At 54.8% G+C, this 25081-nt stretch carries 31 protein-coding genes, 1 pseudogene and 1 riboswitch; of the genes and pseudogenes, 17 read left to right on the top strand and 15 right to left on the bottom strand.

Annotated elements, in window-relative coordinates:
- The first annotated feature begins 61 nt into the window (after positions 1-61).
- The 3 genes from OCY70_RS24040 to OCY70_RS24030 are packed head-to-tail and all read left to right on the top strand — an operon-like array spanning position 62 to position 1928.
- Positions 62-445 (top strand): GntR family transcriptional regulator, encoded by a 384-nt coding sequence (locus OCY70_RS24040; protein WP_172879159.1) that lies wholly within the window; start codon positions 62-64, stop codon positions 443-445.
- Positions 442-1314, top strand: a complete 873-nt coding sequence (locus OCY70_RS24035) for an ABC transporter ATP-binding protein (protein ID WP_213428551.1) — start codon at positions 442-444, stop codon at positions 1312-1314. Before OCY70_RS24040 ends, OCY70_RS24035 begins: the two co-directional genes overlap by 4 nt.
- Entirely contained in the window at positions 1311-1928 is a 618-nt protein-coding gene (locus OCY70_RS24030; RefSeq protein WP_213428552.1) for an ABC-2 transporter permease, read from the top strand. Before OCY70_RS24035 ends, OCY70_RS24030 begins: the two co-directional genes overlap by 4 nt.
- A 207-nt stretch (positions 1929-2135) precedes the next feature.
- On the opposite strand, the gene OCY70_RS24025 is transcribed toward OCY70_RS24030, so the two are convergent.
- The 4 genes from OCY70_RS24025 to tadA form a co-directional block, all read right to left on the bottom strand.
- Positions 2136-2543, bottom strand: a complete 408-nt coding sequence (locus tag OCY70_RS24025; protein ID WP_261945064.1) for a TetR/AcrR family transcriptional regulator — start codon at positions 2541-2543, stop codon at positions 2136-2138.
- A gap of 14 nt (positions 2544-2557) precedes the next feature.
- The gene (locus OCY70_RS24020; RefSeq protein ID WP_213428556.1) at positions 2558-2776 is read right to left on the bottom strand and encodes a hypothetical protein; all 219 of its coding nucleotides are present in this window, start codon (positions 2774-2776) and stop codon (positions 2558-2560) included.
- A 29-nt stretch (positions 2777-2805) separates the two neighbouring features.
- Positions 2806-2949 carry a hypothetical protein gene (locus tag OCY70_RS24015; protein WP_213428557.1) on the bottom strand — a complete coding sequence of 48 codons (144 nt, stop codon included), beginning with the start codon at positions 2947-2949 and terminating at the stop codon, positions 2806-2808.
- Between the two features lie 178 nt (positions 2950-3127).
- Positions 3128-3598 (bottom strand): tRNA adenosine(34) deaminase TadA, encoded by a 471-nt coding sequence (gene tadA, locus OCY70_RS24010; protein WP_213428558.1) that lies wholly within the window; start codon positions 3596-3598, stop codon positions 3128-3130.
- Between the two features lie 332 nt (positions 3599-3930).
- On the opposite strand from tadA, the gene OCY70_RS24005 reads away from it, so the two are divergent.
- The gene (locus OCY70_RS24005) at positions 3931-6273 is read left to right on the top strand and encodes a sensor histidine kinase (protein ID WP_213428560.1); all 2343 of its coding nucleotides are present in this window, start codon (positions 3931-3933) and stop codon (positions 6271-6273) included.
- An 83-nt stretch (positions 6274-6356) separates the two neighbouring features.
- Here OCY70_RS24005 and OCY70_RS24000 read toward each other — a convergent pair whose 3' ends face one another.
- Both OCY70_RS24000 and motA read right to left on the bottom strand, forming a co-directional pair.
- Positions 6357-7190, bottom strand: coding sequence for a flagellar motor protein MotB (locus tag OCY70_RS24000; protein ID WP_213428562.1), 834 nt, complete (start codon positions 7188-7190; stop codon positions 6357-6359).
- Entirely contained in the window at positions 7187-7975 is a 789-nt protein-coding gene (gene motA, locus OCY70_RS23995; RefSeq protein WP_213428564.1) for a flagellar motor stator protein MotA, read from the bottom strand. The genes OCY70_RS24000 and motA overlap by 4 nt, the downstream gene beginning before the upstream one ends.
- Before the next feature lie 606 nt (positions 7976-8581).
- Here motA and OCY70_RS23990 point away from each other — a divergent pair.
- The 5 genes from OCY70_RS23990 (at position 8582) to OCY70_RS23970 (ending at position 12138) form a co-directional block, all read left to right on the top strand.
- Complete coding sequence (locus tag OCY70_RS23990; protein WP_213428566.1) at positions 8582-9178, top strand: ECF transporter S component; 597 nt, start codon at positions 8582-8584, stop codon at positions 9176-9178.
- Positions 9179-9212: 34 nt separating this feature from the next.
- Positions 9213-9980, top strand: a complete 768-nt coding sequence (locus OCY70_RS23985) for an energy-coupling factor transporter transmembrane component T family protein (protein WP_213428567.1) — start codon at positions 9213-9215, stop codon at positions 9978-9980.
- Complete coding sequence (locus tag OCY70_RS23980; RefSeq protein WP_213428568.1) at positions 9977-10885, top strand: energy-coupling factor ABC transporter ATP-binding protein; 909 nt, start codon at positions 9977-9979, stop codon at positions 10883-10885. Before OCY70_RS23985 ends, OCY70_RS23980 begins: the two co-directional genes overlap by 4 nt.
- A gap of 1 nt (position 10886) precedes the next feature.
- Positions 10887-11684 (top strand): energy-coupling factor ABC transporter ATP-binding protein, encoded by a 798-nt coding sequence (locus OCY70_RS23975; RefSeq protein WP_213428598.1) that lies wholly within the window; start codon positions 10887-10889, stop codon positions 11682-11684.
- A 160-nt stretch (positions 11685-11844) separates the two neighbouring features.
- Positions 11845-12138: a hypothetical protein gene (locus OCY70_RS23970; protein ID WP_213428570.1), complete on the top strand. Its 294-nt coding sequence runs from the start codon at positions 11845-11847 to the stop codon at positions 12136-12138.
- 32 nt (positions 12139-12170) lie between these two features.
- Here the strand turns inward: OCY70_RS23970 and OCY70_RS23965 are convergent, their stop codons facing one another.
- Positions 12171-12620 (bottom strand): GNAT family N-acetyltransferase, encoded by a 450-nt coding sequence (locus OCY70_RS23965; RefSeq protein WP_261945063.1) that lies wholly within the window; start codon positions 12618-12620, stop codon positions 12171-12173.
- Between the two features lie 314 nt (positions 12621-12934).
- Between OCY70_RS23965 and OCY70_RS23960 the strand changes: the two genes are divergently transcribed.
- Positions 12935-13774 carry a sulfurtransferase gene (locus OCY70_RS23960; protein WP_213428571.1) on the top strand — a complete coding sequence of 280 codons (840 nt, stop codon included), beginning with the start codon at positions 12935-12937 and terminating at the stop codon, positions 13772-13774.
- 137 nt (positions 13775-13911) lie between these two features.
- On the opposite strand, the pseudogene OCY70_RS23955 reads toward OCY70_RS23960, so the two are convergent.
- The 5 genes and pseudogenes from OCY70_RS23955 to OCY70_RS23935 all read right to left on the bottom strand — a co-directional run.
- Positions 13912-14253: pseudogene (locus tag OCY70_RS23955) on the bottom strand (ADP-ribosylglycohydrolase family protein); the annotation flags it as partial.
- A gap of 88 nt (positions 14254-14341) precedes the next feature.
- A complete protein-coding gene (locus OCY70_RS23950; RefSeq protein ID WP_213428573.1) occupies positions 14342-14485 on the bottom strand; it encodes a hypothetical protein in 144 nt (47 codons plus the stop codon).
- A gap of 24 nt (positions 14486-14509) precedes the next feature.
- Positions 14510-14920, bottom strand: a complete 411-nt coding sequence (locus tag OCY70_RS23945; RefSeq protein WP_249725144.1) for a helix-turn-helix domain-containing protein — start codon at positions 14918-14920, stop codon at positions 14510-14512.
- Positions 14917-15324, bottom strand: coding sequence for an AraC family ligand binding domain-containing protein (locus OCY70_RS23940; protein WP_249725147.1), 408 nt, complete (start codon positions 15322-15324; stop codon positions 14917-14919). The genes OCY70_RS23945 and OCY70_RS23940 overlap by 4 nt, the downstream gene beginning before the upstream one ends.
- Positions 15325-15704: 380 nt before the next feature.
- Positions 15705-15944: a TetR/AcrR family transcriptional regulator gene (locus OCY70_RS23935; protein WP_249725150.1), complete on the bottom strand. Its 240-nt coding sequence runs from the start codon at positions 15942-15944 to the stop codon at positions 15705-15707.
- 248 nt (positions 15945-16192) lie between these two features.
- On the opposite strand from OCY70_RS23935, the gene OCY70_RS23930 reads away from it, so the two are divergent.
- Positions 16193-16849 (top strand): DUF2306 domain-containing protein, encoded by a 657-nt coding sequence (locus tag OCY70_RS23930; RefSeq protein ID WP_213428575.1) that lies wholly within the window; start codon positions 16193-16195, stop codon positions 16847-16849.
- Between the two features lie 273 nt (positions 16850-17122).
- Positions 17123-17461: a bacillithiol system redox-active protein YtxJ gene (ytxJ, locus tag OCY70_RS23925; protein ID WP_213428576.1), complete on the top strand. Its 339-nt coding sequence runs from the start codon at positions 17123-17125 to the stop codon at positions 17459-17461.
- Between the two features lie 446 nt (positions 17462-17907).
- On the opposite strand, the gene OCY70_RS23920 is transcribed toward ytxJ, so the two are convergent.
- Positions 17908-18132 (bottom strand): hypothetical protein, encoded by a 225-nt coding sequence (locus OCY70_RS23920; protein ID WP_213428577.1) that lies wholly within the window; start codon positions 18130-18132, stop codon positions 17908-17910.
- A 268-nt stretch (positions 18133-18400) separates the two neighbouring features.
- Here OCY70_RS23920 and OCY70_RS23915 point away from each other — a divergent pair, with 268 nt between their 5' ends.
- From OCY70_RS23915 to OCY70_RS23895, 5 genes are all read left to right on the top strand, one after another.
- Positions 18401-18865 (top strand): hypothetical protein, encoded by a 465-nt coding sequence (locus OCY70_RS23915; RefSeq protein WP_213428579.1) that lies wholly within the window; start codon positions 18401-18403, stop codon positions 18863-18865.
- 209 nt (positions 18866-19074) lie between these two features.
- Positions 19075-19869: an exodeoxyribonuclease III gene (locus OCY70_RS23910; protein WP_213428581.1), complete on the top strand. Its 795-nt coding sequence runs from the start codon at positions 19075-19077 to the stop codon at positions 19867-19869.
- Positions 19870-20441: 572 nt separating this feature from the next.
- On the top strand, positions 20442-21215 hold the full coding sequence (locus OCY70_RS23905) for an AraC family transcriptional regulator (protein ID WP_249725153.1): 774 nt from the start codon (positions 20442-20444) through the stop codon (positions 21213-21215).
- Positions 21216-21493: 278 nt separating this feature from the next.
- A complete protein-coding gene (locus tag OCY70_RS23900; RefSeq protein WP_261945053.1) occupies positions 21494-22540 on the top strand; it encodes a DUF4097 family beta strand repeat-containing protein in 1047 nt (348 codons plus the stop codon).
- Positions 22541-22644: 104 nt separating this feature from the next.
- A complete protein-coding gene (locus OCY70_RS23895) occupies positions 22645-23052 on the top strand; it encodes a serine protease (protein ID WP_213428584.1) in 408 nt (135 codons plus the stop codon).
- Positions 23053-23391: 339 nt separating this feature from the next.
- Here the strand turns inward: OCY70_RS23895 and OCY70_RS23890 are convergent, their stop codons facing one another.
- Together OCY70_RS23890 and OCY70_RS23885 are read right to left on the bottom strand one after the other, a co-directional pair.
- On the bottom strand, positions 23392-23865 hold the full coding sequence (locus tag OCY70_RS23890; RefSeq protein WP_213428585.1) for a C40 family peptidase: 474 nt from the start codon (positions 23863-23865) through the stop codon (positions 23392-23394).
- 3 nt (positions 23866-23868) lie between these two features.
- Positions 23869-24015: riboswitch (cyclic di-AMP (ydaO/yuaA leader) on the bottom strand.
- Between the two features lie 241 nt (positions 24016-24256).
- Entirely contained in the window at positions 24257-25078 is an 822-nt protein-coding gene (locus tag OCY70_RS23885) for a carbamoyl transferase (RefSeq protein WP_213428587.1), read from the bottom strand.
- Positions 25079-25081: the final 3 nt, after the last annotated feature.

The raw sequence follows: 25081 nt of genomic DNA, 5'->3' as shown, positions 1-25081 counted from the left end.
CTTTCTTTTCGACAAATGTATATAATGTCTATATACAATGTTTAAGGTGAGTGGAGACCCAATGATTCATATTCGCATCGTATCATCGACGGACGAGCCGATTTATGCGCAGATTGCGAGGCAGATCCGAACGGGGATATTCAATGGAGACTTGCCGCCGGGAACCCCGCTGCCCTCGATACGTCGATTGGCGAAGGATTTGCAGATTAGCGCCATCACGACGAAGCGCGCATACGAGGAGTTGGAGCGGGAAGGGTTCATCGACAGCATGGTAGGGCGGGGATCGTTCGTATCCGGCGAGAATCCGGAGCTGGTGAGGGAGCAACGGCTTCATCAGATGGAGATGAAGCTGGAGGAGTCCGTGAAGGAGGCCAAGGCGCTGAACGTATCCTACGCCGACCTGATGGAACATATCCGCTTGCTGTATGAGGAGGAAGAGGAATGAACGCAATTGAAGTTCAGGGAATAACGAAGCAGTATCCGACCCGACGCATGGACAATATCAGCTTCACGGTGGAGCAAGGGTATATAACCGGGCTAATCGGGCCCAATGGAGCCGGCAAGTCGACGCTGCTCCGCATGCTCCTCCATATCGTCAAGCCGCAGCAGGGCACCGTTAAGCTGCTTGGCATGGAGATGCCGGATCGGGAGCGGGACATTAAGCGACAGGTCGGCTATATTTCGGATGAGAGCCATTTCTACTATCAGCTCCGCATGGATGAGATGAAGCGTATCATCGCTCCGTTCTATCCGAATTGGGATGAGGCGCTGTACAAGCGGTTGATGGATCGCTTCGGCCTGTCCGGCAAGCAAAAGGTAGGTCAAGCCTCCAAAGGAATGAAGATGAAATTCTCGATCGTGATGGCATTGTCCCATCATCCGAGGCTTCTGCTGATGGATGAGCCTACGTCGGGTCTTGATCCGGTATTCCGGAGGGAACTGCTCGAGCTATTGCTGGAGTGGATGGAGCAGGGGGACCGGACGATTCTGTACTCGACCCATGTGACGACAGATCTGGATCGGGCAGCAGATTATGTGCTTTTTCTTCATGAAGGGCAGGTGCTGTTCCATCGGGAGAAGGATCAGCTGTTCGATACGTACGCGATCGTGAAGGGCGATTCGCGGTTGTTGGACGATGATGTCCGCCAGATGTTCATTGGCATTCGGGAGACCGAGGTCGGTTTCGAGGGCCTTGTGCGGGATCGGGCGGAGGCAATGGAAGCCTTCGGCAGGGAAGCGGCCTTCGAGCGGCCTTCGCTGGAGGATATTATGTTTTATTCGACACGCACTCAGTCAGGAGGGATATTCTCATGATGCTGCTTATTCGGAAGGAACTGGTCGTTACCGTGCGCTCCCTGCCTATTTTGCTGATCTTCATCGCTGTTTTTTCTCTCTCTACTTATTCGACGGTTCACAATCTGTTGTTCGCCGGGATGCTGGGAACCGCCATGTCTTTTATTAACAACCTGTCAGTTGACAAAAGGAATGAGGGATTCCGCTTTATTTACAGCTTGCCGGTCAATCGCACCGAGATAGTCAAAGCCAAATATGTTACCGGACTGATGTATGCCGGGGCGGGTCTCGTGATCGGAATTGTGCTGACCGCAGGATTGAAGCTTGTGGGCGGTTCGTATGATCTTCAACCGGCCAGTATCGCGTGGACGCTCGCGTTGATTCTCATGCTCTTAAGCGTCAATATTCCGGTCTATCTGCTGCTGGGGGACAAGGAGAGCATGGTAGCCATGGTTCTTATGATGGTCGTTCTGTTTGGTTCTTCCGGTATTTTGAGCCAGCTTGCGAAAGACTTGAGCATGGGAGACGGGATGTCATTGGGCGTGATTTCCGCGCTGAGCGTGGGGATATCTCTTCTCTTGTATGGCGTGTCTTATGCCATCTCAGCGATCGGGTTCGCGAAGAAGGACTTATAGCCGAAGGAGAACGCCTGGCCTGGCTCCTTGGCCCGTTAGAGGCTATGGTGCCAGGCCATCCGCGACGATAGCGATGGTGTCTTCGATGAAGTCTTCCTCGGAGATTCCCGATATGTCTCCGTGCATGAGTCGATGATACAAGAAGCCGAAATTCATCGATAAGAGCATCGTTGCATAGGCTTCGCTGGGGCAATCCCGGATGCGGCCCTAGTCGACGAGCAAGCTTGTCATCTTGACCGGGATGAGAGCCACTTGCCGATCCAACTCCGGGAACATGCCGAGTTCCTTATACGCGATCGTGATGATGTCTCCATTCTTGCGGAAGTAGTCGAGATAGTTCAAGGCGAACATTCGCAAGTCCGCGTGCAAATCCCACATCAAATTTTCTTTTAACATTTTTTCAAATGAGGGCAGGTAGGAAAGCTTCTCCATAACGGCAGTGAAGATGTTCCGCTTGTTCCCGAAATGGCGGATTAGCGTAATCTCGTTCACGCCGGCCACACTGGCGATCGCCTTCGTTGACACCCCGCGATAGCCTTTCTCCTTCAACAATGTCATGGCGGCCTCTATGATACGCTCTCTCGTATCTTTCGTACGGGTTTCCAGGAATACCACCTCGCGCAATGGGGTTAAAAAGGCTGCGGCTGCAAGCCGGCGGGAATATATTGCTCATAAGCCTCAGGATCATGGGATGGAATGCATACCATCTCCGGATTGTTCTCTTCGTGCTGCCGCAGCATCGGGAACAGACTCCGGTATTGACGGGCATTATAATGGGCGAGTCGGCTCGCCAGGCTTCCCGTTATAAGCGTTCGGTAATTCGCCCTCACATAGACGGAATCAGCCATCAGAAAATATCTCCGCCCCTCGGGCTGATTCAGTAGGAGGCCGTATTGCCCGATAGTATGCCCGTGCAGCGGGACGAGAATGAGGGCGAAGCGAAGGGCACGGCGTAATTCCCGATCACGGTTCCGAAATGAACCTCTTCCCTGTGGATGATTCTAAATGTCAGCAGCTTCAAGGACGTTCCCTCCTCCATCTCAGCATAGTCGACTTCCCTGTATTGTATCGGCGGGCCACTATGAATGCAAGTACTTGCTTACATAATGGGCAAGGGCGTCCGAACCATGCCTTCTCATCGCAGCGATGAAGGAGGCATGGCCGCAGGACCGGACTACCGGGCCGTTAGGCCTTGTCAGCTACGCTTTCTTCTTGCGCAGACGGCGGAAGAAATCGGTCAGCATCGCAGCGCATTCTTCCTGCAGCACGCCTTCGATAATGTCGACCCGATGATTGAAGCGGGGCTCCTGCAGCAGGTTCATGAGCGTTCCGGCACAGCCGGCCTTCGGATCGGCCGTTCCGTAGACGACAAGCGGCAGGCGGGATTGAACGAGCGCCCCCGCGCACATCGGACACGGCTCCAGCGTGACGTATAAGGTGCAATCGAGCAGCCGCCACGCACCGATGGCGCTGCTTGCTTCCCGGATGGCGATCATCTCCGCATGAGCGGTTGAATCGAGCGTCGTCTCGCGCAGATTGTGGCCGCGGCCTATAATCTGCCCGTCCCGAACGACGACGGCGCCAATCGGCACTTCACCGATAGCCTCGGCCTTTTTCGCTTCCTCCATGGCTGCACGCATCCATTGCTCATGTACCATCATGTCTTCCATATGTTGATTCCCCCGTTATTCCCCGAACAGACATTCGGATTGTTAACACACTGTGCATAAGTCTGTGGATAAAATAATTTACGCACATAATTATCCACATATTATCCAAAGATGTTCACAATTTGTGTATAACTATGCTCGTTTTGCTTCTGAACCTGTCAACCGATGTGTACAATTATACTCTTTATTCGCGTTATCTCCAAAAAACATGGACAAATTGCTATAAATTAAGATATGATTCGAGTGTAAAGATCCAGCGGAATACTACATTTGTCAGGAAAAGTCGTCCTAGTTATCCACAACTTGCGGCAGACACCTGATAGAGGTGAAGCATGAAACTTTCGATTAAAGCCAAGTTATCTATCTCGATATCTTGCATTGTGCTCGTCGTGCTCTTACTTCATATGACTCTCACCTATAATATCACCAAGGATAAACTCATCAAGGAAATGCAGCAGCGCATGGATGTGATTGCGCAGCAGATTAATATCTCCTACAAGCAATCTCTGCAGACCTCCCAAGCATTTGAGATCCAATTGGCTGAGAAATTATATATTGCTTCCATTTATGCGGCGGACAAGCTTCCTCCCAAGGTGGAAGAGGTGACGAATGAACAGCTCGAGAAGCTGTCCAAGGAATTGGGAATCGCCCATATCTCCTTGCTTCACCGTTCCCCTGACGGGGAGGATATTATTGTCGAAAAGTCGTCGGATCTCAAGGAAATCGGTCTGTCCACCCGCGTATGGGGCTATTGGTACAAAGCCTTTGAGCAGATGCTGAACGGGGAGCCGGTCACGGTGCGGGAAGGCCAGACCATGGATCATTTCTGGTCCGGCCCGTTCGATGTCTCGACGTCCAACCCGGAATTCATGGACAAGTGGGGTTATTATTACGACGGCAAGCGGGATTATATTATTAATCCGTATATTCGCGACGGGAATGTGGATGTATACTCCGAGCTGAATAAGCCGGATCTGCTCATCCATCAGACGATTCGCGCCCAGGCGAATGTGGTGGAGATCAGCGCGTTGAATCCGCGGGCGATGGAGCAGATTCCGAAGATTACGCTGCGCAGCGACGGCGTTCAATATATTCGGCAGCAGGACAGCCGGGTGCTGTTCGGGATCTATAATATCCGCGACAACCGCGACGTCAGCTATGTAAGGGAAGCGCTGGCCGAGGACAAGCCGCTATTCTATGAGAGCAGCTATCAGCAGCGCCCAATCATTAAAGGCTTTATTCCGATTCAGGGAACGCAGACCCAGGATCCTTACGTCCTGAACGTAGTCATGAACTTCGAATCGCTCAATGCCGCGCTCCATGATCAATTGATGCGGAATGTCGCGATCGGAGTCCTGCTGCTGGAAGCGGTGCTGATATGCAGCTATCTGTTCGCAGGCATGATCATCAAGCCGATCAAATCGATCTTGAACAAGGTCAATATGATATCCGCCGGCCAGTTCGACACCCAGTTGAACATCGAACGGAAGGATGAGCTTGGGCTGCTCGCCCATCGCATAAATATGATGGCCCGCAGCCTTCAGCTCTCTACCGGCCGGTTAACCGCGCTCTATGAAGAAAACCGCGAGATGAAGGAGCATCTGGAATCGTTCATCAACCAGTCCAATGATGCGATCCATGTGACCGATCTGCAAGGCCGGGTGAAGCGGGTCAATCAGGCCTTCGTCGATATGTTTGGCTGGACGGAGGAGGAAGTGGTAGGACAGCCGCTGCCCACATTGCCCGAATCGGCCATGGAGGAGGAGCGCAGGTCGGAAGCGGCGCTTGTCGACGGCCAATCCGTGAGCAACCGGGAGACGACGCGGCTGACGAAGGATGGAAGGCTGCTCGACGTCAGCGTGAGCACTTCGCCGATCTATGACGAGAAAGGGGAGCGTATCGCCTGGGCAAGCATTACGCGGGATATGACGAACCGCAAGCGGATGGAGGAGCTGCTCCGGAGATCGGAGAAGCTGACGACCGTCGGCCAACTGGCTGCCGGCGTCGCCCATGAAATCCGCAATCCGCTCACGACGCTCCGCGGGTTCCTGCAATTGCAGCAGCAGACCAGGCGTGTCAATGCGAGCCATGTCGAGCTGATGCTGTCCGAGCTGGACCGGATCAACCTGATCGTCAGCGAATTTCTCATTCTGGCGAAGCCGCAGGCGGTGCGGTTCCAGCCGAAGGATGTGCGCCTCATTATGAACAGCGTGCTCTCCCTATTGGACAGTCAGGCCAATCTGCACAATATTGAATTCGTCAAGCGATTCGATGAGGATGTGCCTCTGGTGGACTGCGAGGAGAATCAGCTGAAGCAAGTCTTTATCAATATTATAAAAAATGCGATGGAAGCGATGCCCGGCGGCGGCGAGATCGAATTGATCGTGGAGGCGCGCGGGACGTCCAGCGTCATCGTCATCATCAAGGATTATGGAATTGGCATTCCGGCGGAAGACTTGTCCCGCCTGGGGGATCCGTTCTTCACCAACAAGGAGAAGGGAACCGGGCTGGGGCTGATGGTGAGCCAGCGGATTATTCACAGCCATCGGGGCTGCATCGATATTACGAGTGAGTTGAACCAGGGAACGCAGGTAATGGTGACGCTGCCGGCAGTGGATCCGTCTGCGCCGGCCGACAGGCTGCCTGTCCCGGCCGGGGAGAATCTGCCGACCTAGAGCCACGAAGAGGGTGCTGCGGCGGGAAGCGTGAAGCTTCCGGCTGCAGCACCCTCTTCTGTTCCCGTTCTGGAGCGGTTTGATTATGGAGCCTCCGTCTGAGCATCCAGGTCGGACGACGGATCTGATGGCTCGTCCTTCTCTACGAATCTGCGGAGGATCGAGACTTCGACCCGGCGATTCTGCGCCTGCCCTTCGACCGTGCCATTATCGGCGACTGGGTGATATTCCCCCATGCCGACGGCCTTGAAGTGCTTCGGATCGATACCGGAACGCTCAAGCACCACCTTCATGAAGCTGAGCGCCCGGGCCGAGCTCAGATCCCAGTTCGATTCGAAGTTGCTGTTGCGAATCGGGCGGTTGTCGGTATGCCCGCTGATGACAATATCATAGTCCTTATACTGCTTCAGCATATCTCCGATCGTGATGGCCAACTGCTTGGCGTCAGACTTGAGGCTTGCTTTCCCGGAGTCGAACAGCGCGCTGTCTTTAATCGTTATTTTCAGTTCTGAATGATTGAGTTCGGTGTTCAACTGGTTGGATAAGCCGCCTTTGGCAATGTATTCGTTCATCTTGTCCCGCAGCGTCTCCAGCTCCGCCTGCTCTTGCTTGGCCTTCACCATATATTCATAGCGTTCCCGGTTGCGGGAGGCCGTGCTCGGGTCCACATCCTTCATGCCCTTCTTGGCATTGTTCGGCGGAATGATGGCTTGCTGATCCAGAATCCCCGCGCCGCCTCCGCTATCGAAGGCGATGTTGAAGGCTTGGCTCATCTCTTGGAACTTCTTCGCATCCACCGTGCTCATCCCATACAGGACAATGAAGAGGGCCAGCAGCAGAGTCAAAATATCGGCATACGGGATCAGCCAAGATTCATCGACATGTTCATCGTGAGACTGGCGGCGCTTGTTGCTCATTCTCCAGCCTCTCCCTTCGCATTGAGCTGTGCGCGCTCCCTTGGCGTCAGGAAGACGGACAGCTTCTGGTTGATGGCAATCGTCGATACGCCGGATTGAATGGACAGCAAGCCTTCCACCATCATCAACCGAATCTCAATTTCACTGTAGGACAGCCGTTTCAATTTGTTGGCAATCGGGTGCCAGAGCACGTAACCGGTGAAGATACCCATCAGCGTAGCGACGAAGGCCCCTGCTATAGCATGGGCCAGTTGCTCCATATCGGCCATCTGCCCCAAGGCGGCGATCAAGCCGATAACGGCCCCCAATACCCCCAGCGTCGGCGCGTAGGTTCCTGCCTGGGAAAAGATAAGCGCGCCCGCGCGGTGCCGCTCTTCGGTCGAATGAATATCTTCCATTAGTACATCGCGCACGAAGTCTTGGTCGTTCCCGTCGATGATCATTCGCATTCCGTTGCGAAGGAAGTCATCCTGAATGTCGTCAATCTTCGATTCAAGCGCCAGCAAGCCTTCACGGCGGGTAATGCTGGCCCATTCCATAAACAGCTGGATCAATTGTACCCGGTCAACCAGCTGCTGGGGCTTAAATATCATACCCAACAATTTGGGGAATTTTTTCAATTCCTTCATCGGAAAACCGATAAACAGCGATGCTGCCGTACCGACAAAAATAATCATGATGGCAGCAGGGTTGGCCAAATTGGATATCGGAGCGCCTTTATAGTACATTCCGAGCGAGATGGCCAAGACGCCAAGGACCAGACCGATCAATGTTGATTTTTCCATGATTCCATACACACCTCATCCATGAGTTAATGGTGCTTCCTGCGTCCCGCATTCGACAGCGTTCAACGGAATGCGTGAAAGTTTTGATACGTTACCTTTTTTATCGGCAGAACCGGCCCTTTTTTTAATGGCAGCGACAAGGCAGGGTAGGCGGGAGGCCGGGCAAAGGGGGCATCCATCCCGCCTTTCCGGAGGTGTTCAAGCCCGTCGCGGCCGGGGGGGAAGCCCTTACAAATTCCTTCCGGAACGAGCCCGCAAAAGACCTGTTCTTTTGCCCGGGAACAAGATATAGTGAGAAGAAAGAGACAGGAGTGCAAGCCGCCGGAAGCAGTTGTGAAGCTGTACGCCGGCCTAAAGCCGTAAAGAGAAACTTCCTGTCTCGAACGTGAAAGCGATTGCATATCATCGCATGATTTGGCATTCAGAGGGAACACTCATGATTATGTGACGGCGCCGTTGCCGCCGAGTCCGGCAGCGTCCGCAAACGGCCACCGCGCGATTGGCGGAACCCTGCAATAGGGAAGGAGGAATGCAGAGATGGATTAGGTAGGAGCGGATCAGGGGATGAGCTAGAACAGAAAGATGAATTCTTCAGGAGGGATCAATATGTCCAAAAGAAGTATGTGGTCGTTCTCAACCGCGGCGCTCGTGCTGATCCCGGTCGCGGTCGGCATTAACTACATCGGCAAATTGTTCGCCGGCGTGCTCAAGCTGCCGCTGTGGCTCGATGCGATCGGTACCGTCCTGGCCAGCATGCTGGCGGGTCCGGTTATCGGCGGGCTGTCCGGACTTATCAACAATATCATTTACGGCCTCACGATGGATCCGATCTCGTTCGTCTATGCCCTGACAAGCGTCTTTATTGGCTTGGTAGCCGGGATTATGGCGTCCAAGGGCTGGATCTCAAGCTGGGGCAAGGCGTCCGTCATCGGTCTGGCCGTAGGATTGACCGCGGTCGTCATCTCCACCCCGCTCAATGTGGCGTTCTGGGGCGGTCAGACCGGCAATGTCTGGGGCGATATTGTCTTCGGTTATGTGCTGCAAGGGACCCAATCGGTCTGGCTCGCTTCCTTCCTCGATGAGCTGGTCGTCGATCTGCCGGATAAGCTCATTACCGTTCTTGCCGCTTACGGGATATACCGCGTGCTCCCGAACAGTCTGATGAATATGTACAAGAATAGCGGAGATATCGAGAAGCTGTAACCGTCCGCAAGCGGTTGGCAAAGGTGGGCTATGCATGAAATCAATGAGCTTGTACGTGGAAAAAGACTCGGCCGTCCATCGCGTCGATCCGATAACGAAGCTGGCCTATATCGCTGCGGCGATCGCGATTCCCATCATAGTGCCCTCCCTCCATGCGGCCTGGGTCTGCATGCTGATCAGCTTCGGGCTGCTTGCCGCAGGGCGGGTGTTCCGGCGGGGGCTGGCGGTGATGGGCTTCGTCGGCTTCGTGCTGGTGACGGTGGTCATTATCCAGGGGGTTTTCTATGTCGGGAATGAGACGGTACTGTTCACCGTCGGGACATGGCCGTTCTATAAGGAAGGCTTGCTGTTCGCCCTTGGCATCAGCTTCCGTGCCTTGAATATTGTCGGAGCCTTCCTTATCCTCGTCCTGACGACGAAGCCGTCCGATCTGGTGGAAGCCCTCGTCCGCAAAGGCTTGTCGCCCCGCATCGGCTATGTGCTGAACTCCGTGTTCCAGATCATCCCGCAGATGATGGCGACCGTCGGCACGATCACCGACGCGCAGCGTTCGCGCGGCGTAGAGACGGAAGGACGATTGATGACGCGCATCAAGGCGTTCCTTCCGCTTATCGGCCCGGTCGTGCTCAGCTCGCTGCTCGATACGAAGGAGCGCACGTTAGCGCTGCAGGCGAGGGGCTTCAATGTGCCCGGGCGCAAAACATTTCTGAATGAGGAGAAGCGGTATCGGCATGCCGGCATTCTGCGGCTGGCGATGCTCGTCATCGTCGCCGCCGCTCTTCTATGGAGGATCTTCGTATGAAGCTGATTGAAGTGGAGCATCTCAAGTACCGTTATCCGTCTACGGAGAAGCTGGCGCTGAATGATATCTCGCTGTCGGTGGAGGCTGGGGAATTCATCGGGATCATCGGGGCCAATGGAGCGGGCAAGACGACCTTCTGCCAAGCGCTCACCGGCCTTGTGCCGCATTTCTATAAGGGCGCATATGGAGGCAGCGTATGCATCGCAGGCACGGATGTCGCGGAGAGCGGCGTCGATGAGATGATACGCCATGTCGGCATCGTGTTCCAGAATCCGTTCACGCAGGTGACGGGAGCGAAGCTGACGGTGTACGAGGAGGTCGCCTTCGGCTTGGAGCAGCTGGGCGTGGAGCGGGACGAGATGATCGAGCGTATCGATCATGCGCTTCATCTGCTGGATATATACGAGTATAAGGATCGGCCGCCCTTCGACCTGTCCGGAGGCCAGATGCAGCGGATGGCCATCGCCTGCGTCATTGCGATGCGGCCGCAGGTCATCGTGCTGGATGAGCCGACCTCGCAGCTCGATCCGCAGGGCTCGGAGGAAGTGTTCCGGGCCATTCAGAGCCTGAGCCGGGAGGGGATGACGGTCATTCTGGCGGAGCATAAGATGGAGAAGCTCGCCGCGTACGCCGACCGGATCGCTCTTCTGCACGAAGGGTGCTTAATCGGCATCGATACGCCGGCCCGTCTGTTCTCCCGAGCCGATCTGGCGGAATACGGAGTCAAGCCGCCCGTCTATACGCAGGTATGCCGCGAGCTCGGGCTGCGCTCCCCGGGCAAGGATACGTATCCGGTAACCTTGGAAGAAGCGGCCGAGGCTTATGAGGCGGCGTACGGCGGGAAGAGCGGCGGCGGTCTGGCGGCGGGCCCGGAAGAGGGGGAGGGGGATGAGCGGGATGAGTGAGATGATTCGCATCCGGAATATGCATTTCGAATATGACCCGGGCCAGCCAGTACTGCTTGATGTCACGCTGGATTTCGATACGCGGGCGACGGCGATCATCGGGCAGAACGGCGCCGGCAAGACGACGCTGGTCAAGCTGCTCAAAGGGCTGCTTACACCGACGGCCGGCGAAATAACAGTATGCGGGATACGGACGAAGGAAGCGACGGTCGCGGGGTTGGCCGGCCGAATCGGGCTTGTCTTTCAGAACCCGAACGATCAGATATGCAAGCGCACAGTCCTGGAGGAGGTCATGTTCGGGCCGCTTAACCTGAAGCGGAGCGCAGCCGAAGCGAAGGAGCGGGCTATGGCGGCGCTGGACATGGTCGGCCTGGCCGCGCGCCGGGAGATGAATCCCCACGATCTCGGCTTGTCGGAGAAGAAGCTGGTGAGCATCGCCTCGATTGTTGCCATGGACACGGACATTCTTATTTTGGACGAGCCGACCATCGCGCAGGACGATGCGGGGAAGCGCCGAATTGGCGGCATTATCGAGCAGTTGAAGCGGCAGGGCAAGCTCGTGCTGGCGATATTGCATGATATGGACTTCGCTGCGGCTCATTTCGACCGGACCGTTGTCATGAACCGGGGCCGGGTGCTGATGGACGATGAGACGCGTCACGTGTTCTCCCGGCAGGAGGTTCTTCGCGAATCCGGTCTCGATACGCCGTATGCGACGCAGCTCGGGAAGCGGTGGGGGCTCCCCGGTATGGTCCTGACGGCAGAGGAGCTTATCGCAGCCATGTCCGTGAAGCGATGAATCCGATGGAGGGACCGCATCCATTCGAATGAAAGAGGCCTGTGCACGCCGGATGGATGCACAGGCCTTTTCGCTGCATCCGGGTTCGAGAAAGCCGGTTCACCTATGCTACAATACGAGGTATACAGACAAGCGTGAGCAGAAAGGGGCAGCACGAAAAATGGGCGTGGCTTACGGAAGACCGTATAAAGATATTTTGGAGGATCTGGTCGGGGCGCTGCCGCTAATCCCGGATGGTTATCAGTTCTTCGACATGGGGCAGGAGGAATGGGAAGCGCTGGGGGAGCAGGAACGGCATGAAGTGCTGGAGGCGCTTGCGGATGATGTGTTTTACGGGCTCGGGCAGGAGCGGCTGCTCTTCATCGGCAGCGGAAGCGTGCAGTATGACCCCGAATTCCATCTCATCGAGGTCGTCGTCGACAGCGCGACGGTGGCCAGCATCGCCTTGACCTGATTCGGCCCGCACTCGGATGAGCGCGGGCGGGGTTACGGGTTGTAGACCATGCAATGGAATTCGCCGGGCCCGGTCGGCGTCTGCCGCGTATACGTATCGGTGATCCGGAATCCGGCGCGCCGGTATGTGCGGATCGCTCGTTCATTCCAGGTCAGCACTTCCAGATCGATCATATCGCCGGGATGGCGGCGCCGGGCTTCTTCGACGATCGCCCGGACGAAGGGGACGCCATATCCTTGCCCGAGCCGATCGGGGCGCATTCCCAGACCGAGACGGGTCACGCCGAGCAGAGGGAAGAACTGCGCGAAGCCGAACAACTCCCCCTCGGCATCCGTTACCGATACATATTGCTCGCTCCGGATGCGGGGATCACCGAATTCGACTTCCAGGGCCTTCATTTGATCCCACGGGAGGAATCCATACAGTTGATAAGGCGGCTCGTAGGTCCATGAGCAGATATGTGCGCTGTCCTCCTCGGTCATCGGGCGCACCCGGAAGGGCAGCCTCGGCGGGCGGGACGGGGAATGGCGGTAAGAAGCCGGCAATGCAATCACTTCCTTACACAGGAGATACCGAGCGATGCGGCGTCGGTTCCAGATCGTGCATTCTGTTGCTTGATTTTTCTTAGTTGCTATTTTCGCATGTTTGCATCGGCTTGACAATAAGGGATGCAGAGCACTGGTCAGTCAGCGGGCCGGCGGCTATGGGTTAAACGCTACGGGGCGAAAGAGATAACCGGCGGTTCGGTCTCTGTGATACACTATGCATAAGCAGTACACGACTAAGGAGGCGCTATATGAGTGGACCAATTCTCGTATCCAAGCAATGGCTGTTAGCCCGCATGTATGAGCCCGATATCGTAATCGTCGATTGCCGCTTCGACCTTGGGCGGCCCGAGGCCGGGAGAGAAGACTATGCCTCCTCCCACATCCCGGGAGCCGTCTATCTTGATCTGAATACGGACCTGTCGGCGCCGGTCGAAGCCCATGGCGGCCGCCATCCGCTGCCTGATCCGGCCGTGCTGGCGGAACGGCTCGGCCGCGCCGGCATCAGCAATTCCAGCCGGATCGTCGCATACGACTATGCCTCGCGGCTGTGGTGGATGCTGCGCTGGCTCGGCCATGATGCCGTCCATGTGATGGAAGAGGGCTTCACGGCGTGGAAGGATGCCGGGTACCCGGTTATCGACGCGCAGCGGGTTGTCGTGCCGGCCGCCTTCGTGCCGAAGGTTCGGGCGGACATGCTGGCGCGTATGGAGGAGGTCCGGGAGAAGCTGGGCCGGCCGGATGTGCTGCTCGTCGATTCGCGCGACGCGGCGCGCTATCGGGGCGAGACCGAGCCAATCGATGCGAAGGCGGGTCATATTCCAGGGGCGATCCATCAGTTCTGGAAGGATAATGTCGATGAGCGCGGCGCTTGGAAGCCGGAAGCGCAGCGCCGGGAGCAGCTCTCTGCTATCGTGGAAGCGCTGGAAGCCGGGCGCGAGGTCATCGTCTACTGCGGCTCCGGGGTCAGCGCCTGCCCGAATGTGCTGGCGCTGCATGAGCTTGGCTACCCGCAGGTTCGCTTGTATGCCGGGAGCTGGAGCGATTGGAGTTCGTACGATGAGAATCCGATTGCGACGGGGGAGGAGTAAGTGCGGAGAGACCGCATTCAACACGGAAGCAGAACAACGGAATAGCGATTCTGTCGTTATCAAAAAGAGATGGCAGGCTCTGAGTGTCGTACATCGCGTTACAGGCTGTACAACACGGGGAGTCCGCCTCTTTTGTATTACCCGCTAATCTCCCGGAACACCTCGTAGCTGCGCCGGGCGCATTCCGAGATGGCTATCGGATGGAAGCCGCTCACTTCCGCGTACAGCGTATTGTTGAGTCTCGCCGTCCACCGTTCCGGCAGCCGCTTCGCCCCGAGCATCGCTCCCATAATCGAGCCGACCGTGGCGCCGTTGCAGTCCGTGTCCCAGCCGCCCAGCACCGCCGTCGTAATCGCCAGCTCATAGTCGCCGCGGGCGAAGACGAGCGCTGCCGCGCACAGGGCCGCATTGTTGATCGTGTGAACCGGGTGGTAGTGCTTGAACGCATCCCAGATTCGTTCCACCAGATCCACCTGATCGGCGGCCTTCCGGCCGCTCGGCGCGGATCTCGGCCAAGCCATTCGGCTCCCTATAAGGGAAATCAGGCGCGGGTTCCAGCGCCGAGAGCTACGCATATAAGGCCATCAGCTTCCCTTCATCCCCGGCTGCCGCCTCCAGCTTCGAACGAAATCCGTCGACAGGGCAGCCTTCCTCCTCGCGCTGCTTGATTTCTTCCCGTACCCATCCGTATAACACATCCACAGACGCCATCGTTCCACTCTCCGTCTCGCATCATTATTGCGGTCCTGCCGGTGCACTATCATTGTAAGCCGGGGTCTGCTTGAACGTTCGATAGAACGGGGCCTGGCTCTGGAACCCGCTGGCATGCATGATGTCGGCGATCGGCAAATCTGTGGCCGCCAGAAGCCGCTTCGCTTCATTGACGCGCAGTTGAAGCAAATACTCCTTGAACCCCTGACCGAGCTTTTCTTTGAACAGATGGCGGGTGCGGGACGGGCTCAATGACAGTACGCGGGCCGCGTCGGACAGGGTCAGCGGTTCCCGGAAACATTCCTTCATGTAGTCCAAAGCCGGCTTGATGCGGAAATACGATGCTATCGCCCGGCTCCGTTCCGCAAGCGGCGTGAACTCCCCATAGTGGCGCAGCAGCAGCGCGCATATCTCGATAATTTTGCTTCGTATCATCCCTTTGTAACCGCTTTGCTTCTGCCGATCCTCGTCCCATATTTGGCGAATAACGCGCCGATGCGGGCGGCGACAGGCAACGACCCGTCAATGCGGTTCTCGAACTGCTGCGGATAATAGACAAACGGAAGCAGAAGCTTCGGATCCGCCTGCTCGATAATCATGGCGTCGAAGTAGATAAAAAAGTAATTGCTCGGGTTGCGCGGATCCGAGGACGCGGCGTGCCGCTCCATATTGTTGATGACAAACAGGTCGCCGGGCTCGGCCGTATACTGCTTTTCTCCGAAATAAAATGTTCCTGTTCCCGACAGGCAGTAACCGATTTCCAGATGATCATGCGTATGGAACGGGTCGATATGCGTTCTCGGCGACCATTCGAAAATATAGACTGACCGATCCTTCAACGCCGTCGCTTCCTTTCTCGTCCTGGATAAGAAAATAACGGTTGCCGATGTGGATTGCGGTTTCAGTTTATCATAAAAAATTTGGGCATAAAGGGTTCGATTGGCCGAAGAATGCGTTTGCATAACCGATGAGAGTAGAGTCGTATAAAAAGAGAGCGAACCGTCCGGTCTCAAAAAGGGAGGGTTCACGTATGAGAGGAGGGGATTGATCCGGCAACTCCGCGGAATGGACCCGATCACAGATAGGGGCTACGGCCGAAACGTTGGAGGCGCCTGCGCTGGGCTTGCCTCCGGAGGAACCGGCGCCTACGCAGGCTTAAATGTCGCCAACCATCTCTCGATCTGCACTGTCGCATGATGAACATGCCGGTTCTCCCGGGTTAGGCGGCTTGCCATAATCCCCCCTTCATCGGAGGATTGTGCGCGGCATCGCTGTATGCTTCGCACATGGCCCGGATTTTGTCCGTTGCCGTCCGGCAGTTTTCCATCGCGGCGGAGAAATGGCTCCAGAGCACCTCGCCCGCATATTTGAACGCTTCGATCGCGATCTCGTCCTTGCTTGGAAAGCTCCGGTACAGTCCGCCCTTGGTCAAGCCGGTGGCGTCCATAATCTCTTGCATCGTCGTGGCGGCGTATCCCTTCTGATTGAAGAGCTACGCCGATTTCATGATGATATGAAGCTTTGTTTTTTCTCCTTTGCGCATGAACCTGGTCCTTTCGGGAATCCGTTCATTTCCGTTCAATGGCTTCTTATTCGTATACCAATCATAGCATAACTTCTCTGGCAAAGGGTAAAGGACAGGACGGAACGATCCTGCCATCGCCCGCTATTGCCGACCTATTTTGATCCGAGCGAGGTATCCGCATAATGTCCAAACGAAAACTATCCGCCTGGTCTCTGCTTGCTGTCATGGCCGGTTACATCATCTACGTCCTGTATATTAATTACCTTCACGATCCGCAGGCCGCTGCATTTTTGAGCCGCAAGTCCAATCCCGCCCGCCCCCTTAACGCCAATGTCTGGTTGCCGGTGATGAAGGTTCATGTGGCCTTCGCCTGCCTGGCGATTCTGTCGGGAGCGGTTAACTTCATACATACGCTGCTGAGAAAATACCGCCTCTTCCATCGAATCAACGGCTATCTGTATGTGATCTCCGTTTTTGCGGTGGTGCTGACTTCAGGCTACATGGCTCCGTATGCGACAGGAGGGAAGCCCGCGAGCATTGCCTTCAATCTGTTGAACATGATCTGGATGTTCATCACCGTGATGGCGATCGTGAAAATAAAAAAGAAGCAGATGAGCCGCCACCGGGCATGGATGATTCGCAGCTACGTCTTTTGCTTCACGAACCTGGCCATTCATCTCCTTACCTTTGCGCTCCATGACGGATTGGGCTTGCCGTATCCAGCCAGCTATACGGCTGCCGTCTATGCTACGATCCTGCTGCTCTTCGGCTTGGCCGAGATCATCATACGCCGAATTGGCCGATCTCCGATCGATTTCAATCGCTCCAAAGCGGCATAAGCAAGCAGGGGCGGGGCCCGGCAGTACGCCGAGCACGAGGGCAGCATGGGGACAACGGATCGATCCGATTACGAAATCGGCCCTCCCCATCCTTTGTCCAAAGTGCTGTATATGTCGGGGAGTCCTTAGATCAGATCACTGCGCGTCTGCGCTCAAGATCAACAGGATTAACCTGCGAGCCTTGCGAATATCTTCAATTTGTGATAAAAGATCTATAATACACAAAACCAGTCGCAAGTGGCAGCAAGACTACGGTAAAGGAGCGATCGAACGATGGATTGGAAAGAGATCACGACAGCAGACGAGTGGGCAGACCTGTTGGAACACTCGGCGGAGCGCGGGGTTGTCGTGCTGAAGCACAGCACCACCTGTCCCGTAAGCGCGAATGCGCTGAACGAGTACGAGCAGTATTTGCAGGGCAATCCGAACAGCGATATCGATTATGTTCTCGTCAAGGTAATCGAGTCCCGCCCCGTCTCCAATCAGATTGCCGAGGATCTCGATGTGAAGCATGAGTCGCCGCAAATCATTTATGTCAAAGACAAGCAAAAATACTGGACGGCCTCCCACTGGGCGGTAACGACTGAGCATATGGCGGCGGTATTGGATTAAAGCGGCCATGAAAAAAATGGATCCCGTTCCGGATGACCGGGGCGGGCTTCTTGTCTCTCATGGGTGAACACGAATCGTACCGCAGCCTAGTACTTTTTCTCGAATAGAACTTCTCCATTGCCGGAGACGGCTGTAACCGAAGCGGGATAACCTTCCATACCTATTGCGATTTCTGTATAGATGGTTTGATGTGGTCCTACTTTTATTCCTGAAACCTCTCCATTAGGATAGCTAATATAAATTGTATTGACACGATGATCATTGATGCTTCCCGTTACGATATGATTTCTTTTTTTATGTTGCCAGATATCGTTTCGCTAACCATGTTATATATGCTAATCGGGTCATGATTCGTTAGCTTCGTTCCATCCAGAAAGCCTAGCTCATAGTTATCATCGGGCATTTTTTCAGCATACATGACAGCATGCCAGTTCACACTGTCTTTTTCAAAAAGAAAGGTTACGAAGCAGGATTTCTCCAAGACCTACGACGCGAAAATTTTCTACATTACTTCCATATTTCGTATTTGTGGATGTTGTCAAAAGCTCTTCTAAGCTATTCTCTAGTACATGTATGCTCTTATCTTCCGTTTCTTTTTCCCTGTTATCAGTACAGCCAGCAATCATACTCACAAGAAAAGCGAAAAGAACAATGATCTTAAATTTTTTCATCGCACATCACCTTTGGTTTACTATTTAGTCCATTTCTTACGTCGTGGCGGCATTTCTAATAGTTATATGTATGAGAACCAGCCTGAAAAAACGCTTGCTCCTAAAGAAACCTGGGGGAGTCGCCGATGATATTCAAGGAAGGGAAATTGTGGATGATCGTTCTAGCCTAGTATAGCACTCGCATAGAGGGTAAAAGAGAAACGGATGAAATGGCAGTGGCACAAGATCGCAATGGCAGTAGTCATGGGGGCCTGGCTGGTTACCGGATGTGGCAACGGTAGCGGGTCGCAAGGCAGCTTGGACGGCAAGCAGCAACAGGGACAGGGGGGAGCCGATAGCACGTCCGCACAACCCACCGCGGAGAAATCCGCGCCGAAGAAGAAATCCTGCGGGCAATGAATTCGTCATCGTCGTTCCTGACGCGCGCGAGGAGATGGGAGATATCCAGACCCTCGAAGACTACTATGACCTGCTGTATGAGCGGAACTATAGCGAGCTTGCGCCAGAGGGGCCTGTCGAGCCGAAGAGCGTGACAATCAACGGCTTGCCTGCATTGCAGTTCGAGATCCAATGGGTCTCAGAGGACAAAATTAAAATCGCGATGCTCATTACGCTGATCGAATCGCCGCGGCAGTTCACGCAGGTGGTTTTCTGGACAATTCAGTCGAAAATCGAGCAGAAGCGCGAGCGCTTCATCGAGGCCGCGGCTTCCTATAAGGAGCATAATTCCTAACTGTTGCCTGTGAGGCGGCGAATCGGTTGGCCGGGTTTATCCGCGAGGAGATTCCCGGCCTTCTTGCATCAACATTTCCCTGTGTCTCCATCCAACGGCAAACAAATTTTTCAAAATCGCGGATGTCTATGGAGCTCTCTCCCGTCGAGATGGACAACTATGATACACTAGCAGTAACAAAACGTGGCTATAGTAAGGAGAACAAGAGGATGAAGCTGATTTCGTGGAACGTCAACGGTCTGCGGGCCTGCGTCAATAATGGATTTATCGACTACTTCAAGGCAAGCGGTGCCGATATTTTTTGCGTGCAGGAGACGAAGCTGCAGGAGGGACAGATCTGCCTCGAGCTGGGCGAGCAGTACCGGCAGTATTGGAATTATGCGGAGAAAAAAGGGTACTCCGGCACCGCCGTCTTTACGAGAATCGAGCCTCTCTCGGTACGCTACGGCATGGAGGAGGACAACGAACCGGAGGGACGGATGATTACGCTGGAATTCAAGTCCTTCTATCTCGTTACGGTGTATACGCCCAACGCGAAGCGGGATCTGTCCCGGCTGGAATACCGGCTGGAGTGGGAGGAGCGCTTCCGCCGCTACTTGCAGGAGCTGGATGCCCGCAAGCCGGTTATCGTATGCGGCGATTTGAACGTGGCTCATCAAGAGATCGATCTGAAAAATGCGAAGTCGAACCATGGCAACTCCGGCTTCACTCCGGAAGAGCGGGACAAGATGACCCGGCTGCTGGATGCCGGATTTACCGACACGTTCCGGCATCGCTATCCGGAGCGGACGGACGCTTATACCTGGTGGTCGTTCATGCCGAAGGTGCGGGAACGGAATATCGGTTGGCGGATTGACTATTTTCTCGTCTCCGCCCGCTTGAAGGAATATATCAAGGATGCGGAGATTGATGCGGCGATTACCGGCAGCGATCACTGCCCCGTCATCCTGGAGATGGAGGATATCCCGGCGGAGGCGCCGAAGCGAGGCGAATATACTTCTTGATGTTACAGATGTGCCGCAGTCTTGAAAGCTGCGGTTTTTTTCATGCTGGTGTGATTGCGATGCTGCCGCTGCCCTGTGGAGCATGTCGAGCAGCCGTGTTCTGTATGGCGGATCATGAACCTCATATCATTCCCGGCTGACTTCCTGCGAATTTACAGCAATTTCCCGCTTTGGATGGCGAAATCGATAGAATTCCTGCACAACGGCAGCTTTCACCCATCAATCTTACATTTTGGGCAGAAATGGCCCGAAATTGATGTAGATTTGCAGGCTTCACTTCTTCGTTAAGGCGGTGTCGGTAAAAAGCTGCGTTTTTGCCGGATTTTTTGACAGTCGAGCGCACAGGGCATGCTCCTGGCGTCAACATCCGGGAAGAAGCGGGGAGCAGCCTGTCCGAACGGACTGTAGCCATGTTCGCTTGGGGTCCCGGGCCACCCTCGTCACAAGCCAGCATTAATAGCCGAACAAGGCAGCTTCAGCCGAACATTCGAACTCCATTTGAGCCCTGGGATATCCCGCACGGATTATCAAGAAATCGGCACCGAAATACGGCATAATGACAGTAGATTAACATGTTCCGGGCCATCTCCGGCTTCACGGTTCAGGAATATATCCGCAAGCGGAGATTGTCGGAAGCGGCCCAGGCGCTGAGAAGCACCGGCCAGAGCATTCTCGAGATTGCTCTGGCCTATCAGTACAAGTCTCAGGAGTCATTTACCCGCGCCTTCGAGAACTGCTTCGGCATATCGCCGGGCAAGTACCGTAAGACGGATCTGGCCTGTCCGCGCCAGGAAAAAATAAATTTCATTGACGATCCGTCAATCCGAAAGGGGAATGATGCTTTGATGAAGCCAACCACTGCAGATTTGCCGGCCAAGGAGATTGTAGGATATGCTTACCGGACGAGCTTGAATGATGACCGGCACTATGTGGAGATTCCGGACTTCTACCGGGAATTCGGAGAATGTCAGCGCTATGCGCGCATCCCCAGCCAGGCAGCGCCCAACATGGCGTACGGCGTTTCCTGCGAGTTCGAGGACAACGGCGAGTTTACGTTCGTAGTCGGGGAGGAGGTCCAGCCCGGCATCGATGCCGGCCAATTGGAGCCCGGTTATGTTCATATGCAGCTTCCGGCAGGAACCTATGCGGAGTTCAAGGCATACGGACCGGCGCATACGGTGCAGGAGATTCGGGATTATATTTACGGCACCTGGCTTCCCCAGTCGAACTATGACCGCAGAGAGGGGCCCGATTTCGAGGTGACGGACGTGATGAAGTCTTCCTATCCGGACGAGATGAGAATCAAAATCTATATACCGATATGCAGCGGGGAGGAGCGGAAGTAACCGGATAGGAAGCAGCGGCGGAGCAGGAAGCTCCGCCGCTGAACGTATTGGGCTCGCCGCCGGGGGAGGCGCTTCTATTGGATCGTCTTGATGCGGGCGTCTTCACACAGGGGGCTCTATCGGTAACCCATCCGTTTCCACGAACTGGACCTAAGTCGGGTTTCATTTACTTCGTCGGACCGGAGTAGTGATGCGGCTCAGCGTGCTATACTGAAGCAGACCAATCAGGCGGACCGCGTGTTCATCTGTCAAAAACGGGCGCTTATAGGAGAACAGATATGAGAAAAGTTATCGGGGTATTGTTAATCATTGCCGGGGTAATCGGAGTCGTGTTCATGTTCAATCCGGCTATGGCGGATAAGTCTGGCGAATGGCTCTCACAGGCGGGAGACAGTCTGCTCAACACGGCGACCAAGGTGGTACATATCGAGAAGTCGGTTGCTGCGGCCGGGATAAAAAATGTAGCCGTCGAGACCGGAAGCGTGGATGTGCAATTGATGCCCGGCAGCACGGACGACATTGTCGCCCGCCTGCATGGCCGGGTCAGCAATAATGATGCGGACAGCATTGACCTGAAGGTGACCCCGCAGGGCGAGAAGCTTCAATTAAGTGTTCAGCTGCCTGACGGCGTGAATTTCGGCGTTCATATTTTCGATGTCAAGCTGACGGTTGAACTGCCGGAACAGCAGTGGAACGCGCTTCAGGTTGCGGTTGTAAGCGCCAATGTGGAGGCGGAGAATCTCAACAGCGCCTTAATGGAAGTCACTTCGGGAAGCGGCAATATCCGCCTCAACGGGATCGAGGCACGCACTGCCGCGCTGCAGGCCGGATCGGGAGATATTGCGACGGGGGACATCCATGCCGAATCATTTACGGTTCAGACGAAGAGCGGCAATATCCGCATCCAAAATATCGAAGCGGTTGAGATGGAAGCCATTGCTTCCTCCGGCAACCTTCGAGTGGAGAAATATGAGTCCAGCGTGTTGAACTTCCGTACGGGCAGCGGAAATGCGAGATTATCGGATGGACATGCAAAGCTGAACGGGGAATCGGGGTCCGGGAACATTACGGTTGAAACGGATGAGCTGCGGCACGATGCGGAGCTGAAGGCGTCCAGCGGCAATGTAACTGTCAACCTGGCCAAGGAGCCTGCAGACTTGGCGGTGGACTTCAGCGGAGGCTCGGGGAGCGGGCGCATCCGTTGGGACGGCATGCGTTACGAGGAGCAGAACAAGAATGACCATATGGTACGCGGGGCATTCGGCAATGGCGGAACGATGCTGAAGGTCCGGACTCGTTCCGGGGAATTCACGTTGGGCAAATAAATGACTATCTATCAGACCTGAACAAACTTTTAATCTCCTTTCAGTTTGGTTTCAGGTTGGATGAACATACTAGTACCAACTTCGGCATAAGGAGGTGGATACTCATGAAGCGGACACCGGCCGTAGCAGCATGGACGACCCTCATGGTTCTGCTGCTTGCCTCTCCGGTCGCGGCAGAAGCGGGAAGCGCCAGTGAAGCGGCCCTATGGCAGCCTTCCGGACAGGTCGTATCGGATACCGCGCAGCCGAAGAACGCGCCGGATAAGGGCAGTTCCGTGCAAACGGCCGATACGGATAAGGAATTGGAGCAGATCAAGACGCAGATGCAAGAATTGCGGAAGCAGATGAAATCGCTGCACGAGAAAAAAATACTGCTGCTTGCGAAGAAGCATGGCATTGCGACGGAAGGCAAGACCAGCAAGCAGATTCGACAAGAGTTGAGGGAAAAGCTGGGCAAGGAAGGAAGACTGTTCCACGAGAAACATCGCAATATGGAGCGTCATGGCGAATAATTGCCGGTCTTGTGGAAGACAGATGAGGTAGGAGAGTAAACCAAGAGCTCTGTTCGGCCCGAGCAGACTGCCTTGCTGCTTGACAAGGCAGTCTGCACTCTTTATAAAGGGGAGGCTGGCCCTTCACCCATCCGGATTCAAAATGGAGTTCCAATTGCGGCAATACGGGGTAAGTCATGGATAGGAACTCTTTTCTACTCCAAAGGACCAGAACGAATCCGAGCTAGCAAGCATATGATTTATAGTCCAGGTTGATTGGCAGGGAAATGTAAAAACCCGATAAGCAGCGATTATTCGCTTCCCATCGGGTTAGGTAACCAATATAAAATGATTGCGATATTACTCTTCCGTCGCGTAGGTGATGTATTCCTTCTCGCTCATGACGCGGCGGGCACCAACATAACGCTTTTCATAATAATCCATGCTCAATTCATCAATCCGCGTGCCTTTGTTCGTCGAAGCATGGGCGAACTTGCCGTCTCCGACATAGATGCCGACATGCGATACGCCATTGCCGCCGCTAGTGTCAAAAAACACCAGGTCGCCAGGACGAAGCTCGCTTTTGCTCACCTTCTCGCCAACTTCGAATTGGGAAGAAGACGAACGCGGCAGATCAATGTTGAATTTGTCGAATACGTACTTCGTGAAGCCAGAACAGTCGAAGCCACTCGTTGTTGAACCGCCATACATGTAAGAAATACCTAGCAAATCGTCAATCGTCGAATCCATCTTCGTGGCTGCAAATGCGCTGCCTGCGCTGAAAGAGAACAGGAGGCCAAGCCCCAATGCAGCAGTTACCAACTTCTTCTTCAAATGATAAAGCCCCTTCCTTGCCTGCGAGGTTAGCTGGAGGGTTCGGTTGAAGGTCCCCTATGATCTCTGATCGAAGCGAATGAGATCAATTCACCCAAAAAACTGGTTCCCCCGCTTTCCGGACATCCGGAAATTCGGCATTCTTTGTCTAAGATTTAGGTCCAATGATATGTAACAAAAATGCAAGAGATATTGCCGTTTTCATGACAAAGTTGTAATAAATCTACGACTTATTGTAACAGACCTTTTTTGCTTTGACAAATACTTTTTGTCCATAAATACCAAAAAAACTTGTCCGGATCGCCACGGTGTGACGAAATGGACAAGTTTTTGGAATTCAAGGGAAGGATTAACCTCGAACAGACAGAAATTAATAGCCACTTCTCTCGCCTTATTTCTCTTCCGTTCCCGATTGCTGCCATACCGAATAGCGGGAGGATAATCCCCATAGCTGGAGCAGCGTGCGGACGGCAGGGAACGCCTGCTGCAGAATCAGCGCCGTCAGCCCTGTCCAGAACATGCCCGCCGCGGTGAACAGAAGACCGGATAGCAGGGCAATGCCGGCAAAGACGGCGGACAAGCCGAGCAGCGGAGCCATGCGTCGAATCCCTTGGAGGAGGGCATGCAGGATAGGAAGCTCCGAGGCGGCCCCGAACTGCATCGACAGGAACAATTGGCGGATAACCCACGCGCCCAGCAGCCACAAGGCAGCGTAAGGCACGATGTCGGTCATCACGGCCGCCAGCGTCGGACGGTCCGCGAACTGGCGCACGGCATGCGGGATGAACCAGTAGGCAGGAAGCGCGATAAGCAAGGTCTCAATCCAGTAGAGGAGCAGCATCGGCTTCCAGATCGATTTGATTCCTTCGAAAAAAGCGAGCCCCGAACCGGATTGCCGTGCCATGGAATAGAATACGCCGGCCCGGATGAATGGCGTCAGCAGCAGGCGGATGAAGATAAAGGCGGCCAACGTCCATAGAAAGGGCAAGTAATCGTTCGTCTTCATCAGATGGAACTGGCTCTCGGCCAGAAACAGCCGTGCCGTCATCTCGGTCGGCGCGGGATCGGGATAGCGCTGCAGGACGGGCATCACCGCGCCGTCAACGAAGCGATAGACGAAGAAGCCCCATAATAATTGATATAAGAAGAGGATGACTGCGATATAGATATGCTCCTTCACCCAGGATAGACCATGGCTCATATAGGCTTTCATTCG

It is taken from the genome of Paenibacillus melissococcoides (genome assembly GCA_944800085.1).
In the GTDB taxonomy this organism is placed as follows: Bacteria; Bacillota; Bacilli; order Paenibacillales; family Paenibacillaceae; genus Paenibacillus_B; species Paenibacillus_B melissococcoides.
The sequence above is the reverse complement of the archived record's forward strand: the minus strand, read 5'-3'. Positions and strand labels throughout refer to the sequence as shown.